The organism is Candidatus Binatia bacterium (genome assembly GCA_036504975.1).
Taxonomy (GTDB): Bacteria; Desulfobacterota; Binatia; order UBA9968; family UBA9968; genus JAJPJQ01.
Map to the genome: position 1 here is coordinate 1 of DASXUF010000167.1, position 16,752 is coordinate 16,752.

18 protein-coding genes are annotated in these 16,752 nt (G+C 57.7%); 10 read left to right on the top strand and 8 right to left on the bottom strand.

Annotation, left to right across the window (positions count from 1 at the left end; translation table 11 throughout):
* The first annotated feature begins 94 nt into the window (after positions 1–94).
* The 3 genes from VGL70_20385 to VGL70_20395 all read left to right on the top strand — a co-directional run bounded on the left by VGL70_20385 (position 95) and on the right by VGL70_20395 (position 2,702).
* The gene (locus VGL70_20385) at positions 95–496 is read left to right on the top strand and encodes a PIN domain-containing protein (protein ID HEY3305889.1); all 402 of its coding nucleotides are present in this window, start codon (positions 95–97) and stop codon (positions 494–496) included.
* 604 nt (positions 497–1,100) lie between these two features.
* Positions 1,101–1,640, top strand: coding sequence for a hypothetical protein (locus tag VGL70_20390; GenBank protein ID HEY3305890.1), 540 nt, complete (start codon positions 1,101–1,103; stop codon positions 1,638–1,640).
* Positions 1,641–1,703: 63 nt separating this feature from the next.
* The gene (locus VGL70_20395; GenBank protein ID HEY3305891.1) at positions 1,704–2,702 is read left to right on the top strand and encodes an extracellular solute-binding protein; all 999 of its coding nucleotides are present in this window, start codon (positions 1,704–1,706) and stop codon (positions 2,700–2,702) included.
* A 170-nt stretch (positions 2,703–2,872) separates the two neighbouring features.
* Here the strand turns inward: VGL70_20395 and VGL70_20400 are convergent, their stop codons facing one another.
* The gene (locus VGL70_20400) at positions 2,873–3,097 is read right to left on the bottom strand and encodes an ATP-dependent helicase C-terminal domain-containing protein (protein ID HEY3305892.1); all 225 of its coding nucleotides are present in this window, start codon (positions 3,095–3,097) and stop codon (positions 2,873–2,875) included.
* A gap of 136 nt (positions 3,098–3,233) precedes the next feature.
* Between VGL70_20400 and VGL70_20405 the strand changes: the two genes are divergently transcribed.
* Both VGL70_20405 and VGL70_20410 read left to right on the top strand, forming a co-directional pair.
* Positions 3,234–3,554, top strand: a complete 321-nt coding sequence (locus VGL70_20405; protein ID HEY3305893.1) for a winged helix-turn-helix domain-containing protein — start codon at positions 3,234–3,236, stop codon at positions 3,552–3,554.
* Between the two features lie 71 nt (positions 3,555–3,625).
* On the top strand, positions 3,626–4,873 hold the full coding sequence (locus tag VGL70_20410; protein ID HEY3305894.1) for an MFS transporter: 1,248 nt from the start codon (positions 3,626–3,628) through the stop codon (positions 4,871–4,873).
* Positions 4,874–5,176: 303 nt separating this feature from the next.
* On the opposite strand, the gene VGL70_20415 is transcribed toward VGL70_20410, so the two are convergent.
* Positions 5,177–5,980, bottom strand: coding sequence for a nucleotidyltransferase domain-containing protein (locus tag VGL70_20415; protein HEY3305895.1), 804 nt, complete (start codon positions 5,978–5,980; stop codon positions 5,177–5,179).
* A 318-nt stretch (positions 5,981–6,298) separates the two neighbouring features.
* Here VGL70_20415 and VGL70_20420 point away from each other — a divergent pair, with 318 nt between their 5' ends.
* Together VGL70_20420 and VGL70_20425 are read left to right on the top strand one after the other, a co-directional pair.
* On the top strand, positions 6,299–6,853 hold the full coding sequence (locus VGL70_20420; protein HEY3305896.1) for a YceI family protein: 555 nt from the start codon (positions 6,299–6,301) through the stop codon (positions 6,851–6,853).
* 4 nt (positions 6,854–6,857) lie between these two features.
* Positions 6,858–7,232 carry a VOC family protein gene (locus VGL70_20425; protein ID HEY3305897.1) on the top strand — a complete coding sequence of 125 codons (375 nt, stop codon included), beginning with the start codon at positions 6,858–6,860 and terminating at the stop codon, positions 7,230–7,232.
* A 42-nt stretch (positions 7,233–7,274) separates the two neighbouring features.
* On the opposite strand, the gene VGL70_20430 is transcribed toward VGL70_20425, so the two are convergent.
* Entirely contained in the window at positions 7,275–8,300 is a 1,026-nt protein-coding gene (locus VGL70_20430) for an amidohydrolase family protein (protein HEY3305898.1), read from the bottom strand.
* A gap of 293 nt (positions 8,301–8,593) precedes the next feature.
* Here VGL70_20430 and VGL70_20435 point away from each other — a divergent pair, with 293 nt between their 5' ends.
* Positions 8,594–9,625 (top strand): extracellular solute-binding protein, encoded by a 1,032-nt coding sequence (locus tag VGL70_20435; protein ID HEY3305899.1) that lies wholly within the window; start codon positions 8,594–8,596, stop codon positions 9,623–9,625.
* 166 nt (positions 9,626–9,791) lie between these two features.
* Positions 9,792–10,262 (top strand): hypothetical protein, encoded by a 471-nt coding sequence (locus tag VGL70_20440; GenBank protein HEY3305900.1) that lies wholly within the window; start codon positions 9,792–9,794, stop codon positions 10,260–10,262.
* A gap of 59 nt (positions 10,263–10,321) precedes the next feature.
* Here VGL70_20440 and VGL70_20445 read toward each other — a convergent pair whose 3' ends face one another.
* From VGL70_20445 to VGL70_20465, 5 genes are all read right to left on the bottom strand, one after another.
* Positions 10,322–11,359 (bottom strand): DUF475 domain-containing protein, encoded by a 1,038-nt coding sequence (locus VGL70_20445; GenBank protein HEY3305901.1) that lies wholly within the window; start codon positions 11,357–11,359, stop codon positions 10,322–10,324.
* A 68-nt stretch (positions 11,360–11,427) separates the two neighbouring features.
* Positions 11,428–13,965 (bottom strand): ATP-dependent helicase HrpB, encoded by a 2,538-nt coding sequence (hrpB, locus tag VGL70_20450; protein HEY3305902.1) that lies wholly within the window; start codon positions 13,963–13,965, stop codon positions 11,428–11,430.
* Positions 13,966–14,101: 136 nt separating this feature from the next.
* Positions 14,102–14,617: a hypothetical protein gene (locus VGL70_20455; GenBank protein ID HEY3305903.1), complete on the bottom strand. Its 516-nt coding sequence runs from the start codon at positions 14,615–14,617 to the stop codon at positions 14,102–14,104.
* A gap of 37 nt (positions 14,618–14,654) precedes the next feature.
* Positions 14,655–15,782 carry an amidohydrolase family protein gene (locus tag VGL70_20460; GenBank protein HEY3305904.1) on the bottom strand — a complete coding sequence of 376 codons (1,128 nt, stop codon included), beginning with the start codon at positions 15,780–15,782 and terminating at the stop codon, positions 14,655–14,657.
* Between the two features lie 69 nt (positions 15,783–15,851).
* Positions 15,852–16,250 carry a hypothetical protein gene (locus VGL70_20465; protein ID HEY3305905.1) on the bottom strand — a complete coding sequence of 133 codons (399 nt, stop codon included), beginning with the start codon at positions 16,248–16,250 and terminating at the stop codon, positions 15,852–15,854.
* Between the two features lie 236 nt (positions 16,251–16,486).
* Between VGL70_20465 and VGL70_20470 the strand changes: the two genes are divergently transcribed.
* Positions 16,487–16,752, top strand: a 266-nt coding sequence (locus tag VGL70_20470; GenBank protein HEY3305906.1) for an AraC family transcriptional regulator, incomplete at its 3' end; no start/stop codon positions are given.

A 16,752-nucleotide genomic window follows, 5' to 3' on the forward strand; every position in this document is an offset into this window, starting at 1 on the left:
ATTCGTGGGATTGCGCGCGCCGTCGGAGATATCGATGAGGCGATTCGGGCCCTGCGAAAGTCCAGGATAGAGGCGCTTAGGGGCTCTATTTGAAATGGTCCTTGCAACCGATACCCATGCTCTCATCCACCACGTCACGAGACAGAGCAGAAAGTTAGGTCGTAGGGCGAGGGTGATCTTCGACCGCGTAGAGCGGGGCGTTGATGTGCTTCTGATACCATTTGCCGTTTTAGAAGAAATAATGCTTTTGTCCGAGGCCGGAAAGGTTCGGCTTCCCATACCCTTCAGAGAGCTACTTATTTCGTTGATGCAGGCCGACAACTTCGACTTAGGAGTCAACGACGCTCAGCTTCTCCTGGAAGCCGCCGCCTTAACCGGTATCAGAGATCCTTACGACCGGCTGATCGTCGCGCAAGCGAGAGTGGCCGGGCTGCCTCTAATTACCGGCGATGAGGAAATTCACGATAGCCGCCTCGTTCGAACCGTTTGGGATTGACGCCACTCGTGCTTAGGATATTTACGCTGCAATTACTGTTTGAGCTTCGGATAGGGTTCATGCCCGAAGAGCGCCAGGTTCTCGGTCACCTGCACCGGCCGGTTGCTCGGCGCGAGTCAGTCCTTGTCCCCCGGGTTCCATTGCAGCTGAAACAAACGCTGTCATCTTTCTCCCTAAAGGACATTTGCCACGTTTTTGCGATTGCGAAAGTGTGGCAAGCATCGCTTTGTCATCGTCACTGAACCCTAAGACATATTTTCGTGTTTTCGCAATTGCGAAAACATGATAAGCGTCGCGCGTGAAGAGGTGATGTAGAGGCGTTCGGGACAGGTCGAAAGGGCGTGCGGAATAGGGTGAAGAACCCCGAACTCTGTCGTTGAGGCCTCCGAAGCAGCGAACGAAATGGAGAGAATTATATATGACAACTTCCGAGATTCATATCGGACTGCTGACTCCTCAGACAGCCAATCGCCCGCATTTCGAGAATTTCAAAAGGCTTCTTCCACACGAGGTTACTCTGACCATTGAAGGGCTTGACCTGGTCCGGTCCTCACTCTTTGACTTGGTGGACAAATCCGACGTGGTCGTAAGCAAGGCCTTAGAGATGAAGCGAAGATTTCCGATACAGGGCGTGATCGTTACCGGCGCTCCGACGGCTATTCTGAATCCAGCCTTGGAAAGCAAAGTCTCAACAGCCGTTGGACTTCCGGTTGTGACCGCGGTCTCGGCGGCCGTAGCGGCGCTGAAGGCCGTATCGGCGAAGCGGCTGATCGTTGTGACTCCATTCGCGGAAGAAATGAACGCCAGATTGAAGAGAGTTATCGAGGATTCCGGGTTTACGATTCTTTCTTGCCCGCAGTTCGAGGACCAAAACGCCGTCGCATCCGCAAAGGCGAGTCCCGAAGAGCTGTTCCGAAGAGTGGAAAGCGCCTTCAAGACGGCGCCGACGGCTCATGCTATTTACTTTCAGGGCGCTACGCTGGATCCCCTCCTCATTATCGAGAGGCTCGAGCAGAGTCTTAAGGTGCCTGTGATTGCCAGCAATCCGGCCATGTTATGGCTCCTCTTGTCGCTGTTGCGGCGCAAGTACTCTATCCAGGGCTATGGAAAGCTCCTGGCCACCTGGCCGGAGCATGAGGTTTGAGTCGCGCGTGAACAGGAGTTGAAGGAGGGAAATTTGCAACGGAAAGCCGCGAAAGAGTGCCCCTTGATCCTCATCGCGGCGGTGATTCTCGTTCAACTTTCACCCTTGTTGCCGCTTGGCGCGCAGGAGAGTCGCCCGAGCAAACTCGTCGAGGCAGCCCGCAAAGAGGGGAAACTGGTCTGGTATACCTCGACGAGCATCGAGGACGCCAAGAGTCTGGTCGATGCCTTCAATAAAAAATATCCCTTCGTGCGCACGGAATTTTTTCGAGCCGGTTCCGCCGGGCTATTGAACCGCATCGTCAACGAAGCCCGCATTGGAAAATTATTTTTCGACGTCGTCGCGATCAGGGGGCTGGAGACGCATCAGTTAATCCAGGGAGGTTTACTGCAGCCCTATTTCTCGCCGGAGAGCAAAGCCTATCCGGCAGGCTTTAAGCATCCCAAGGGGCTGTGGGTCGATTACTTTGATGCTTATCAGGTAATCGGCTACCATACGCGACTCGTGCCTAAGGACCAGGTCCCCAAGAGCTACGATGATCTGCTTCACCCGAGGTGGAAGGGCAAGATTGGAATGGACGAGGACTTGTACTCATGGTACGGGGCGCTGGTTCAAAAGTGGGGTAAGGAAAGAGCCCATAGATTCATGAAGGGATTGGCCCGACAGGAGATTCAATTTCGTAGCGGCCAAACACTGGTGGCTCAGCTTTTGGCAGCGGGCGAGTTTACCGTAGCCATGGTCCTTGCCCATAGGATCGAAAAGATGAAGGAACGAGGAGCCCCGGTCGAGTGGGTAACTACATTGGACCCTATTGCCGCATCGCTCCATCCGATTGGGCTTGCCGCTAGGGCACCTAATCCAAACACAGGGAAGCTGTTCATCGATTTCGTACTTTCGAAAGAAGGCCAGAAGTTGGTTTTGGATATCGGTCGGACGCCGGCACGCTCCGGCATCGACCCCAAGATGGATGCAAAGAACTTGAAGCTTTACCCCGTTCCTCCAGAATCCGGCGAAAACTACTCGCAGTATCTAAAAGAGTTTCGAGAAATATTCGGTCGATAAGTAGTAGGTTTGGGCAGATTTTTCAGGTTTTCTATTTTAAACATCCGCGCCAGACGAGAAAAGTACTCGAGGCGCTCTCCGGTTTCGTAAAGACCGCCGCTCCCACTCACCGCTAGCAGCTACTTTCGTGTTTTCGAAATTACGAAAACACGGGAATACGTTAATTCCGTTCAGCCCCAGTCGTGCTTGGAATACCTGCGCTTAAGCTGCTGTTTGAGTTTCGGATAGGTTTCGCGCCAGAAGGGCGGCAGGTTCTCGGTCACCTGCACCGGCCGGTTGCTCGGCGCGGGTGCGTGAATGCGAATGCAGCGGACGCTTCCCTTGGTTCGGATCTTCGAGTTAGTCTCAGGTCGTCTCCAATTCCCGCTTCTTTGAACCTCAGTAACCTTTGCCACGTTTTCGCAATGAGTGCCGAAGCGATATTTAGTCCGTTCTGCTGAAGCAGAAGTCCAGCGTTTTGACTGTTGGGACGCCTAAACTCCGCCTCCTTCCGATAACGGACATTTGCCATGTTTTCGCAATTGCGAAAACGTGATAAGTATCGCTGCCGTGGAAGAGGTGAGTTATAGACAGTCGCGGCTGTGTCGTTTGCTCGGCAATCCCGTTGCCTTCACCGTGGTCGCGTTGCTGGCGGAAAACAAAGACATGAGCACGAGCCAGATCGCGCAAGCGATTGGCCGCAGTGTGCCGCGCACCAGCAATATTCTCGAAGCGTTGAGGCTCGCAGAGATGGTGCGCTACGAGACCGAAGGCCGCCACGCTCGCTACCGCCGCAAACATCCGCGTGAAGTCCGAAGAATTCTTGACGCGCTTTGCGCTTTCGTAAAGACCACTTCCGTGAGCCACCGTTGATCCGATTTTTTCAACCGACTGCCATTTACCACGTTTTCGCAATTGCGAAAACGTGATAAGAGAGCGCCTTCATGGGACCTCTGCGTTATCGTGATTTTCGTTTTCTCTGGATCGGTTGGGTGCTGGGCGCCACCGGCTCCTGGGTGCATCAGGTCGCCACGTTGTGGCTCATTCTCGAATTGACCAATTCGCCCTTCATGTTGGGATTGAGCGGCCTTTTCATGTCCGTTCCTTTTCTCGTGACCTCGCTCTTCGGCGGCGCTCTGGCCGACCGGATGGATCGGCGGAAACTCCTCCTGGTGACTCAGGGCGTCGCCGCAATTCTCGCATTCGTACCCGGAGTGCTGTCCGGCCTGGGTATTATTCAAGTCTGGCATCTTTATGCGCTCAGCTTCGTGAGCTGGACCGTCGGGGCCTTCGACGGTCCCGCGCGTCAAGCGTTGATCCCGTCGCTGGTTCCCGAGAAGCAGCTCATGGGAGCGATCGCCTTGACCTCGGTGATCCGCCGAAGCACGGCGCTGGTAGGGCCGATGATCGGAGGGGGTGCGATAACGTTCTTCGGCGTCACCGGGGCCTTTTTTCTTCACGCTTTGATCAATGTCATGGTCCTAGCGACGATCTTTCAAATGCGAACAGGCGAAGACGCCATCGACCACCGCCGCGCGCCCATGGGTCGGTCCATCATCGAAGGCTTAAAGACCGCGCGCAGCAGCCGTGTGATTTTCGGCATTCTCTGCGTCGAAGCCGTCAGTACCATGACCGTGACTTACCAGCCGCTCATGCCGATTTTTGCCCGGGACATTCTTAAAGTCGGACCTTCTGGGTTGGGGCTTCTCTACACGTCCGCCGGAGTCGGCGCGTTGATCGGCTCCGCGATCCTGGTCAAGATGGGCGACGTTCAAAACAAAGGAAAAATATTTCTGCTGACGGTTCTTCTTCAACCTTCGGCGGTGTTGCTGTTCGGCCTTTCTCCCTGGCTTATCTTATCGATGACGATGCTCGCAGTCTCCGGAGTTTTGGAAGTGATCGGCGGGACGGTGCGCAATGCCATGCTACAGCTCTCCACCGAGAATCGGATGCGCGGCAGAATCATGGGATTGAATATGATGGTGCACCGCGGGCTCGGCCCGTTGAGCGGCCTTCCCGCGGGCTCGGCGGCGGCTCTGATCGGCGCCCCGCTGGCGATTTCGGGAGGCGCGGCCTTTTTTATCTTTTATGCCCTGTTCATGTTTGTGCGAGTTCCGGAGCTTCACCGTTATCGCATTCGGGCGCGCGACGGAGCGTCGGCCGAAGGCGAGGGCAAAATGGAGCTTGCTTAAGGCCGGACGCGCGAAAGTCAGGTTTCACGACTCGCTTTTATAGAAACACCATGAGCCTAGAAAGCGTGCATATCGGCGCTTTCACGCCTGAAGAGCGCCAGGTTCTCGATCACCTGCACCGGCCGGGTACACTACACTCGGTACGAGCATGTGAATGCGAATGTAGTGAACGCTTCCCTCTCGTTCGGATCTTCGAGTTATGTCAAGGCGGTCTACAATTCCCGCTTCTCTGAACCCCGGTGACACTTGCCATGTTTTCGCAATTGCGAAAGTGTGGCAAGCATCGCTTTCTGGACTTCGCAGTTAAAGTCTGCGCGGTTGGCTACGCCATACTTCATCGAGCGTATTGCGAAACAATACATTCAAGTCCTCTGCCGCCACCCTGGACTGTGGCTGGTCACTGACGGCTTTCTCCAGACGTGGCAGCTCGCGCTCGATGAATTCGCTGATGGCTGACATTCTCGGACCTTCGTCGAGTTCCGCTCCACTTTTCTTTAGTTCCAGTAGCTCGTCGATGGCGCAGCGAAGCTCAGGCGTCGAAACCGTCGCTTCCAATAATCTGCCGAATTCGATTGGGACTGGCCCGAGATCTTGCTCGATCCAGCGCATAGCCAACAAGGGCCGCAGGACGTAAAAGTACTTTTTCCGCCACACGGTATCTCCACGCAAGTACTCGCGCACGTTTCCTTTGGCCATATGGAGGTAATGGAAGAAGGTCGCCTTGGGCGAATAAAAAACAGGAACCGGGCCCCGAAGCTTTGCGGCGAATGAAAATCGCTCCTGATAAACAATAGGACACTGCAGCCATTCAAGCAGCGGCGGATTCGACTTCCGAAAGAGCTTCAAGGCTTTTCGAACGTCCCAGCCGCTCAAGTCAATGTCGTTGCTAATGGGCCGCTCGACCACATCCCGCCGCGCTTCCAGATCAACGGAGAGATACCATTCGGGCCGGTGCACGTAGATAAAGCGGACATCATAGTCGCTGTCGGTAGAGGGAAAGCCCCAGGCGCGGCTTCCTGACTCGACGGCCAACAATGTCACCACATCCTCATGTTCTTCTATCAAGGCGATTTCAGCTTGAATGGCAGCGGTAGTAGTATCGGTCATGCCCTAGCATACGAAGAAAACGTGATGCGGTCTACCGGAGTCATGACCCTTTCAAGCTCTCCAATACGTGCTCGACGCTTCCCCGGATCGGAATTTTCGTGTCGTCTCAAGCAGGTCTAAAAGTCTGAATTTTTAAACCAAAGTGACATTTGCCATGTTTTCGCAATTGCGAAAACGTGATAAGCATCGCGGTCGTGGAAGAGATGAGCTACAGACAGTCGCGGCTAAGATGGCCGGTCTTCCTATTGAATTCGATCGGCTGCGCGTTAACGTATAAGGGTTCCCGAACAGAGTGTGTTCCCGCGAAAGGACCGGACCATGGCTAAATGGTTTTTCGAGCCGAGACATACGGCGGCGGAGTTCAGCGTGCGTCACATGATGGTGACGTTCGTCCGCGGCCATTTTAAAAACGTTCACGGCACCCTCGTTTTCGATCCGGCGAATCCGCGGGCCGCGTCCGTCGAGGTCGCGATCGACGCTGCCGGTATTTGGACCGGGGAAGCGGACCGCGACGCTCATCTCAAGAGCGCGGATTTTCTCGACGTGGAAAAACATCCCAAGATCACCTTCAAAGGCAATCGCGTCGAGCTTGTCGGTGCGAACGAAGCCGTTCTCACGGGTGAGCTGACAATCCGCGGCGTGACCCGCACCGTGCCGCTGCGCGTTCAATATCTGGGTCAATGGCAGACTCCCTGGTGGGAAGACGGGGTGGATAAGGGGCCAAAGACGAGGGCCGGCTTTGTCGCTACGACGTCCATCAACCGGCACGACTTCGGCGTGAGCTGGAACGGGACTTTGGACAGGGGAGGTGTCGTCGTCGGCAACAGGGTTGAGATCACGATCGACGCCGAAGCGATTCTACAGGAGCCGTGAGAAGATGAGCAAGATAAATGTCCGATACATCGTCAACGATGTCGACGCGGCGATTCCATTCTATACGAACATGCTCGGTTTCAAGCTCGAGATGCATCCGGCGCCGGGCTTCGCGAGCCTATCGCGCGGGAATTTACAGCTATTGCTCAATAGACCCGGAGCTGGCGGAGCCGGGCAAGCGATGCCCGAAGGCCAGCGTCCTCAACCGGGCGGGTGGAACCGTATTCAGATTGAAGTCGACGATCTCGAAGCGACCGTCCAGAAGTTGAAGAGCGCAGGAGCGCGGTTTCGCAATGAGATCGTGACCGGCAACGGAGGCAAGCAGATCCTTATCGAGGATCCGTCCGGCAACCCGATCGAACTCTTCCAACCATTCTGAAACAATCGGCTGCGCGCCACGGCATTGGACTGGAAGTTTCAGCTAGCCGTTCCAACCGTAGAGTCTCATGGGATTGGCGCGCATGATCTTATCCTTCTGCTTGTCCGAGATATCTTTTCTGCCCATCACCGTAGACACCATATACGGAAAGCCGCCGTCCCAGTGCGGGTAGTCGGAAGCGAAAAGTATCCCATCTTCTCCGATCCGTTCCATCACGTAGGGAAGAGTGCTTTCTTCCGGTTCGGTGGCATAGAACCAATTTCCTCGTGTCATGTACTCGCTGGGTTTGGCCTTGAGCAGCGGGGCTTCGCACCGCCTTTTTTCCCATTCCTCGTCCATTCGGTCCATCCAGTAGGGCACCCAACCGCAGCCGCACTCCAGGAACGCGACGCGCAAATCCGGAAACTTTTCCGGCACGCCTCCGTAGACCAACGCGCTGCAATCGAGCAGCGTTTCAAAAGGCCGGCCGATGGTGTGACGGAATAAAAATGTGTCGAAGCGGATTTCACCGGCGGGTCCCTGGCGCGAGTTGTGAATCAGCAATGGCGCATTGAGTCTTTGGAGTTCTTGGTAAATGGGCCAGTAAATCGGCTGACCGATATGTTCTTTCATGCCGAACGTGCCGACGGTGACTCCGACCAGGCCGAGGCCGCTGACGGCGCGGTTCGTTTCGGCAACGGCGGCGGGCACGTCCTGGAACGGGACCAGACCGACGCCTTTGAGGCGAGGGCTTTCCGCGCAAATGCTCGCGACCCAATTGTTATACGCCCGGCAAAACGCCGCCGCGTAGTCTTTCTCCGGCGACATCGTTATGCCGAAGCCGCCGGTGGGAAAAAGCACCGAAACATCGATCCCCTCGATGTCCATGTCGCGAAGGCGGCTCGACACATCCGTGATGTTCAAGCCGAGCTTTCCGTACATGCTCGAATCCCAGACGTCGTTGGGAAGGAGCGGACCCTGGCGTCTGCGAAAGGGCTCTTCCATAAATTTACGAATGTCCGCGTCCCGGTCCCTCACGTGGCCGTCGGCGTCGATGACCTTTACGCTTTCTAGATTTGTAGGTGCCATGCTCTCTCCTTACTATTTAAGCCACGGATGGTCGTAGCTCTCATTAACCTCTAGCTGTCATACGGGAAGGTTCCGTTTTCAGCCAACGCCTTACCATAGCCGGAATCGGGAGATCAATGGGTCGTTGACGGTTGCTCGTCCGGCGCGAGCGGCTCACGATGACCGAGTGACGACGCTTTCACGTTTTCGCATTGCGAAAATGCGGCAAACCTCGTTGAACGTTTGAACTTAAGGGCGGTCCGGACTAGAAGTGAGGAAAGTTCGGCTTTGACGTCCAAACCTGGAGGTGCGTGATGGGACGTGTACACCGTCTGTCGCTTGCCGTCTTATTAACCTTCGCTTCATTCTGGATCCGCGCCGCATCGGCCGCGACGATCGACGAGGTGATCGCGGGGGCAAAAAAAGAAGGCGTGCTGGAGCTTCATGCGGCTTCCACTCTGGGCCCCGCCGGCGCGCCGGCGCTCGCCGCCGCCTTCAACAAAAAACACGGCCTCAATCTGAAAGTGAACTACCATCCTTCGGGCAATATGACGCGCGACGTCGCGAAGATCGTCGGGCTCGCCGCCTCGGGCGTCGCGCCGGAATGGTACCTGATGGTCGTGACCGACGCCCATCACGGCTCGCTCTGGGTGCGCAAACTTCACATCCCGTTCGACTACAAAAGTCTCGGCGTCGATCCGAACGCCGTCCAATACGACTCCGGCACGGTGTCCATCGCCAATCAGATGATTCTTCCCGCGTACAACAAAAAAACCCTGGCCGTCAAAGACGTGCCCAGGAAATGGGACGATCTTCTCGATCCCAAGTGGAAAGACGGCAAGCTCGGCGTGCTCAGCTCGACACACCACTGGGCGCGCCTTGCCGCCGGTCCCTGGGGAGAGGAAAAGACGACCGATTTCGTCAAGAAGCTCGCCGCCTTGAAGCCAATGCTCGGCCGCGGCGGGGAAATCGCCCAGCGCCTGCTCCTGGGGGAGATTTTAATCTCCGCCACGATGCATGACGATCAGATCCAGGACCAGGCGGAAAAACAGTCTCCGCTCGTTTTCGCCGCAGAGGTGCAACCCGTTATCTCGGCCGAATACCACGCGGGAGTTCTCAAAGGCGCGCTGCACCCCAACGCCGCCCATCTGTTTGCCGCCTTTCTAACGACGGCGGAAGCCCAGCAGTTCTTAGACAAACATCTCGGGCTCAGCTCGGTTCATGTGAAAGGCACCCGGGCGCACAAGTTCGCGCAGGGAAAAGAACTGGTGTTCATGAAGCAGGACAAAGCGCAGATGATCGACAAGCTTTCCCGGGAATACGGCAAGATACTGGGCTTCGATTGACGGTAGAGGTCGTAGCCCGCGCTGAAGTAGAGATTCCTCGTATCAAACTCGACAAAGAGTCTCCGATGCTTCCCTCGGCTCGGATTTTTCGAGTTATCCTCAGCACATCTAAAATCCCGATTCTTTGAACGAAGGACATTGATCACGTTTTCGCAATTGCGAAAACGTGGCAAGCATCGCCGCTCAAGCCCGCGGCGGTTTTTGCTGTCAATCAAGAGTCAAATCAATTAAAATTGTGACAATGGAACTGAGCCCGCAGATCCTCGTACCCGTTGTCATCGTCGCAGCGGCGATCGTTATTTTCGTCCTGCGCCGGATGAGCGAAGTGGCGGCGCCTAAACGGCCGGCGCCGAGCGAAATGTCTGCCCATGAAGAGGCGCCGCCGCTTCAGGACGAGGACCGTGTTCTGATCACTCATCCGCTCATTCGTCGGGCTGCCGAGAGGGCCTTGGCCCAGGGAGGCGGGCGCGCAAAATTCATAGACCGAGACGGCGATGGGATCTACTTCAACTTCGGCCGCATCGAAGATCCCGTTCAGCGTAAGAATGCCGTGGAATTAATCAGAAGTATCCCAAACGGCGGGCAAGTAGACATGGTTCAAGTTATCCAGTTGATCCGCCGCCTTTTCAATAAATAACCGTCGTTCAGCTCTCTACAAACTCGCCTTCTTCCCTTCGACTGTGCGATGCTCGTGAGTCACGCGGCGCCGGTCGAACGCGCACGACGGTTGTAACGGATCGAGTCCACAAACGCGGTAACTATGAATCCCGCTCCGATCAGCCCGGTGACAACCTCGGGAATATGGTTTACCGCGTTTAGAAACATCATTACCGCCAAGGCGATGATCGCGTAGAAAGCGCCGTGCTCGAGGTAGCGATAGGACGCGAGCGTCTCGCGCTCCACGAGCATGATCGTCAGGCTCCGGACGAACATGGCGCCCACGCCGAGGCCGATACCAATGATGAAAAGGTTGTTCGACAGCGCGAAGGCGCCGATCACGCCGTCGAAGCTGAAGCTCGCGTCCAGCACTTCGAGGTAGAGGAACGCCGCCGCGCCCGATTGCACCACTTCTCCGGTGACCTCCGACTCCACGTTGAGCACCGCCGAAACGCCGTCCACTGCGATGTAGGTCACGAGGCCGAAGATTCCGGCGATGAGAAATTCGAACCGCTCGTGCCCAAGAAGCCAGGTCGAGACGAAATAGAGCAGTAGCAGGACCAGGCCCAGTTCCACTGCCTCGATCCGCCCGAGGCGTGTCAGCGGACGCTCGATGACGTTGATCCAGTGGACGTCCTTTTCGTGATTTAAAAAATGTTTGAGGCCGACCATCGCGAGGAACGCGCCGCCGAAAGCCGAGACGGTAACGTGCGCGCCGGTAAGTACGCGCGAGTAGCGGTCCGGGTCCGTGACCGCCATCACCAGCGCCGAAACGGGATCGATGCGCGTGATGATCGCGACGATGGCCAGCGGAAAGACAACCCGCATGCCGAGCACCGCAATGGCGATCCCCCAGGTGATGAAACGGCGCCGCCACGCGGGAGCCATCTTCTTCAGCACCACGGCATTCACGACCGCGTTGTCGAACGACAGCGAGACCTCGAGAATCGCCAGCACCGCTACGATGAACACGGTCGATAGGACGCCGGGCCAGCTGTGGGTTGTACCCCAGCCGAGAAAAGCCCCGAGACCGAGTCCGGCGGCGGTAACCAAGAATGAGTTGCGAAAATAACCCATAGCGGTTCGTTTGTATGGGTGTCGAATAACGCAATCGGCGGGTACAGTCCAGCGCTATTTCAAAGCCGTCAGCGCCATTCGTGCTTGGGATATTTTCGTTGTAGTTGTTGTTTGAGCTTCGGATAGGTTTCACGCCAGAAAAGCGCCAGGTTCTCGGTCACCTGCACCGGTCGGTTGCTCGGCGCGAGAACTTGAATGCGGACGGAAATGCGGCGGTTGGCGATCCAGAGACCTTCTTTGATGCCGTATAAATCCTGGATGCGCGCCGCAATCGTCGGCGGCGCGTCGAGGGAGTAGGCGACCTTCACGCTGCGGCCGCCCGGCAACTTAATCCGCTCGGGCGCATACTCTTCTATCCATGTCTGCTGCTGCCGCGAGAGCCATGATTTGACGACGGGTAAAACCGGGCGATCTTTGATTTCGCTGTAGCTCGTCGCGCCGTGGCAAATGTGCTCGAGCATGGCGGCCCGGTCCTTTTCTCCGATGGCGGGGAGTCCCAACTCCGGCATCCATTCGCGCAGTTTATTGACGCGCAGGATCCACTGCTCGACGGCTTCGTTCCAGTTTTGAAGCGTCAGACGACCGACCGCGATCTCACGCGCCAGAATCTTTGCCGCTTTCTCGGCCGGCGGATCGTCGGCGAGCGTCTCTTCCAGAACCAGATCGCGGAAGCGAGTTTCGTTGCGGGCGACGACGCGCTTCAATGCCGCGTCATATGCGACGGCGCGAACTTGCTTAAAATCATCCGGAAAAAGCTCGCGCAGCCACTCTTCCTTGACGGCCGTGGCGAGATTCAGCACCACGTTCAAGTTCCGCTCCCGGCCGCCGCCGCTTTCCACCTCGCGCACCTCGGAGACGACGAAGAGCGGCGCTTTCACGACGCTCTCGCGCGCCAACACGCCGCGCCGGCCGTGCACCAGTTCGCAGCGTTGCGAGCCGTCCAGCCGCTTTGCGACTTGGTCGGAAAAACCGACCAGAACGCAGCGCTGTACGGCGGCTATCACATCCTCCGTGACCGGCTTCTCACCGACGTCCAACCCCTCGTCCTTGGCGATGCGCAAGAACTGCTCGAACAGCGGTCCGACCTGACGCGCCGCCTGGGCGTTCACGCCCATGCGGCGACAGCGCTCGACGTGATACCCGTTGCGGTCGGCGTAGCGCCACGCGCGCATCAGCACGAAGAAATCCGACTCTGTCTCGGCGCCGAATTGCTCGTCGCGCGCGTCGTCAACCTGCTTTCCTTTTTGGCGCACGAGCAAATCCCGCCCTTGCGTCAGCGCGGCGATCAACGCGACCGGACGCACACAATCATATTCCTGGGCAGCGAGCAGCATGCGCGCGTAGCGCGGATGCACGGGAAACCCGAGCATGCGCCGTCCGAGCGCCGTGATCGCGCCCGTCACGCCGTCGACCGCTCCCAGGTCGGTGAGCAGGGTCTCGGCGCGCTCCAGCGCGCGCGCATCGGGAGCCTCCAGCCAGCGGAATGTCTTCACGTCGTTCACGCCGCCGGCCTTGAGCGTGAGGATGACTTCCGACAATTCCAGCCGCTGCACTTCCGGGATCTCCTGGAGCGGCCGCGCGCTCTGCTCATGCGCCGTCCATAAGCGCAAGCAATGTCCCGGCGCGGTGCGTCCCGCGCGGCCGGCGCGCTGGTCGGCGGCGGCGCGGCTGATTTTTTCTACCAGCAACGTGTTGATGCCGCGATACGGGTCATGGCGGGGAATACGCGCCAAACCGTTGTCGATCACCAGGCGCACGCCGTCGATCGTGAGCGAGGTTTCGGCGACGTTGGTCGCGACGACGACCTTACGCCTGTCGTAGCGCGCGATCGCCGCGTCCTGATCGCGCGGCGGCAACTCGCCGTGCAAGGGAAAGACGACGAACTGCGGGCCGAGCGCGTCGCGCGCGGCCTGGACGGCGCGCGCGATCTCGTACGCCCCGGGCATGAAAACAAGCGCGTCGCCTCGAGGATGCTCGCGCACCAGGCGTTGGAGCTCTCTGACGGCAAGCTCCCATACGGGCGCGTTACCGACGGGCTTGGCGAGATACTCGATGGCGACGGGATGGGCGCGTCCTTCCGAGGACAACAGCGCGCACGGCTGGAGATATTTCTCTATCGACGCGACGTCCAACGTCGCCGACATGACGACGATGATGAGATCGGGCCGGGTCGATTGCTGGATTTCGAGCGCGCGCGCCAGACTGATGTCACCGTAGAGATGCCGCTCGTGAAATTCGTCGAAGATGATCGCGCCGACGCCCTTCAATTCAGGATCGGCCAGCATCCGGCGCAGCAGCACACCTTCGGTCTCATAACAGATGCGCGTGGCGGCGGAGGTTACGTTCTCCAGCCGCATCTGATAGCCGACTTCGGCGCCGAGCTTCACGCCGCGCGACTCGGCGACCCATTTGGCGAGGAGTCGCGTGGGGAGGCGGCGTGGCTGCAAGACGGTCACCCGACCGTCGATCAAATTGACGAGCATCTGCGGCACCTGCGTCGATTTGCCCGAGCTGGTCGGCGCGGTTAGAACCAAACGCTTCTGCGTCGTCAGGGTTTCGAGTAACCGCTGCTCGATCTCGAATATGGGTAAGTCCGTCTTTCGCATCGCTCGCTGCCACCTTAACACATTCGAACACGGCTTTCGGCGCAGGCCACACTTTCACGTTTTCGCAATTGCGAAAACCTGGCAAGTATCAACGGCGCCGTCGGACTCGATCGGATAAGACTTATTCGGCGGAGTTTTATCGAGCGAAGAGGCGGGACCAGAAAGAAGTTTTCTTGGACCTCCCGCATGTCGGGCAGGAAGGCAAGGCGGAAGAAAATTCACATCCGCAGTACCGGCAGCGATAACTCTCCGTTGAATTCGCCCCCGTCTTGTTTCCCGGGCTCGTCGTGACGGTGAAGCTTCCCTTTCCGGAGGCGAGCGCCTGTTCCGCTATGCTTTTCACTTCCGGGGACGGTTCATCGAGCGAGCCGACAAAGTGTTTTGTCGTAACGGTCTCGGTCGAAGTCACGAGGCTCAGCGGCACCGCCCCGCTCGCGATCTCTCTGAGGGCGGTCTCCTTGTCGATTTTTTTCCGGCCGGACAAAGCGTCGAGGGCGCTCTGGAGCGCCTGAAACGCAAACGTGCCCGACTCTCCGTAGAGTCTCTTGCAGGCGCGAAGCAAAGCTTCATCCACGTCTTCACCCGGCTGGCGATCCGCCATTACCGCGCGAGCCAGCGAGGCCGTCTCGATCTTAAGCTCTTTTTGTTCCATGTTCGCGACTCCCTATCTTAGAATGCAGCCATGATCGCTAGGGCGCGAGTCCGTAAAGCCGCGCCGGATTGTGCTCGAGGATGTTGGTTTTGGCCGCGGCGGTGATATCGTCTCGCTCTTGCAGCTCGCGCGCGGCGAAGCGCTCGCGGTCGCCGTGGGGCATGTCGGTTCCCATGACGATCTGGTTTTCGCCCACCAGCTCCAAAACATGCGGCAAAAGCGAGTCTTCCAACTCTGCGCTGAAGTAGAGATTTCCCCGCTTGATATACTCCGTCGCCGGCAGCTGCTGCACCGGCTTCGTCTGCGGCAGGAACGCGGCCAGTTTTTTCCCCTGATGTTTGTAGCGGTGATCGAGCCGGTCGATCATGAAGGGCACCCACATGCAGCCGGCTTCCAAGAAAACCGTCGTGAGATTCGGGAATCGGTCGTAAACGCCCCCGCTGATCAGCGCGGCAAAGCCCATGAGCACGGGGAAATGGAAGGCCACTACGCCGGAAGGATAGATGTGATCGTAGAGGTTGTTGATCGACGGGCAGGCCCAGCCGACGTGGACCGCGAGCGGGAGTTTCTCCGCGCACACGGCTTCATAGAAGGGAAAAAATTTCTTGTCGTCCAATTGGCGGTCGCCGGCGGTTCCCAGGAGCATGACGGCCGCGGCGCCGAGCCGCTTGGCCTCGTGGACCTCGCGCACGGCCGATTCAACTTCGTCGAGATTCACCACCGCCGCCCATTTGAGCCGCTCGTGCTTCGACAAGCAGTCGCCGAGCCAGCGATTGTACGACGAGCAGAGCGCGGTCACGAACGCCGGGTTCGAACTCAGCGGATAGGCGAGGAACAGCGTCGGATAGATCACCTGGACCGCGATCTGCTCCTCGTCCATGATTTGGAGCCGCGCCTTCAAGTCGCTCAACTCCATGCAGCCGACGCTTTCAGGTTTTCCTTGGGAGTGAGCCGTGGGTTTTCCGCCGACGGACGTCGGCGTGCCCAAATTATTGCAGCCGCGCCCTACGCGCCGGGGAAACAACTGCTCGTCGATGTCCCAGTAAGCGAGCCCATCCACGCCTACGACGCGCGGGCGCTGGGCGCGAAAGATCGGATCCAGATAAGCGTCGGCGAAAGTCGCAGGGCTTTCCTCCAGATGACCGTCGGCATCGATATAGCGCATGGTTGACACCCCCGGGTTTTTTATACAACCCTCTCCCCGGGGCGTCAATTTGCGGTGGGGGGCCGGGGCTTATTTATGGATTTCCGCCGAGCTTACGACCGCCGTCGGGAACATTCTAAAACCTCCCCAGCCGAATTCGCCGACGGGCATCTTGCTGGTTTCGTCGTACAGATCGATGAGCATGAACTTGTCCGGATGGCCGGCGAGATAGTGGGAGAAGGTGTCGACAAAACGTTCCTGGCTTTGAAGATCGGCGCGGTAAAATCCCTCGCCGAGATAGAGCTTATGGGGCCGCCGCGAGGAGTCGAGCCTGACCCAGTACCGAGAACCGCCGGAACCCAAGGAGTCCAGCCACTTCTTATACTCGGCGACTTGAGCCGCCCGTCTGGTAAATTCATCGGCGAAGGCCTGTGATCCGAAGGGAATGCCGATGGTTAACGCGAAAAGAAAAGCGATGAGACTTTTCATAAAACCCCCTATTTTGAATAATTTCTCCAACTGCCGTCGCAAGATTCCTGCCAGCAGGGAAGGATCGAAAAGAGGCCGCTAGTCGACAGAGAAAAAAGGATAATTTGGGAAAACGAGGGATTTGGGGTCCACTTAACTTATGGCCGGGGCCCGGCGTTTTCCAAGATCTGCAGGTGGCCTCGAAATCGAGCAAGAATCGGGTGGAAATAGAAACTCACTTACCGTAATCTGTCATCATGACGGACTATGAGAGGATCGAAAACGTTATTCGTCATCTGAAACAGCATTATGTCGAGCAGCCCAACCTCAGGACCCTGGCTGGGATCGCGCAGGTGAGTGAATTTCATTTTCACCGGCTTTTCTCGCGCTGGGCCGGCGTCACGCCGAAAGCGTTGGTCAAATTTCTGACCGCGAAGCACGCCAAGGCACTGCTCAGGGAATCTCAGAGCGTGCTCGACGCTTCGCTCGACTCGGGCCTCTCGGGACCCGGCCGCCTGCACGA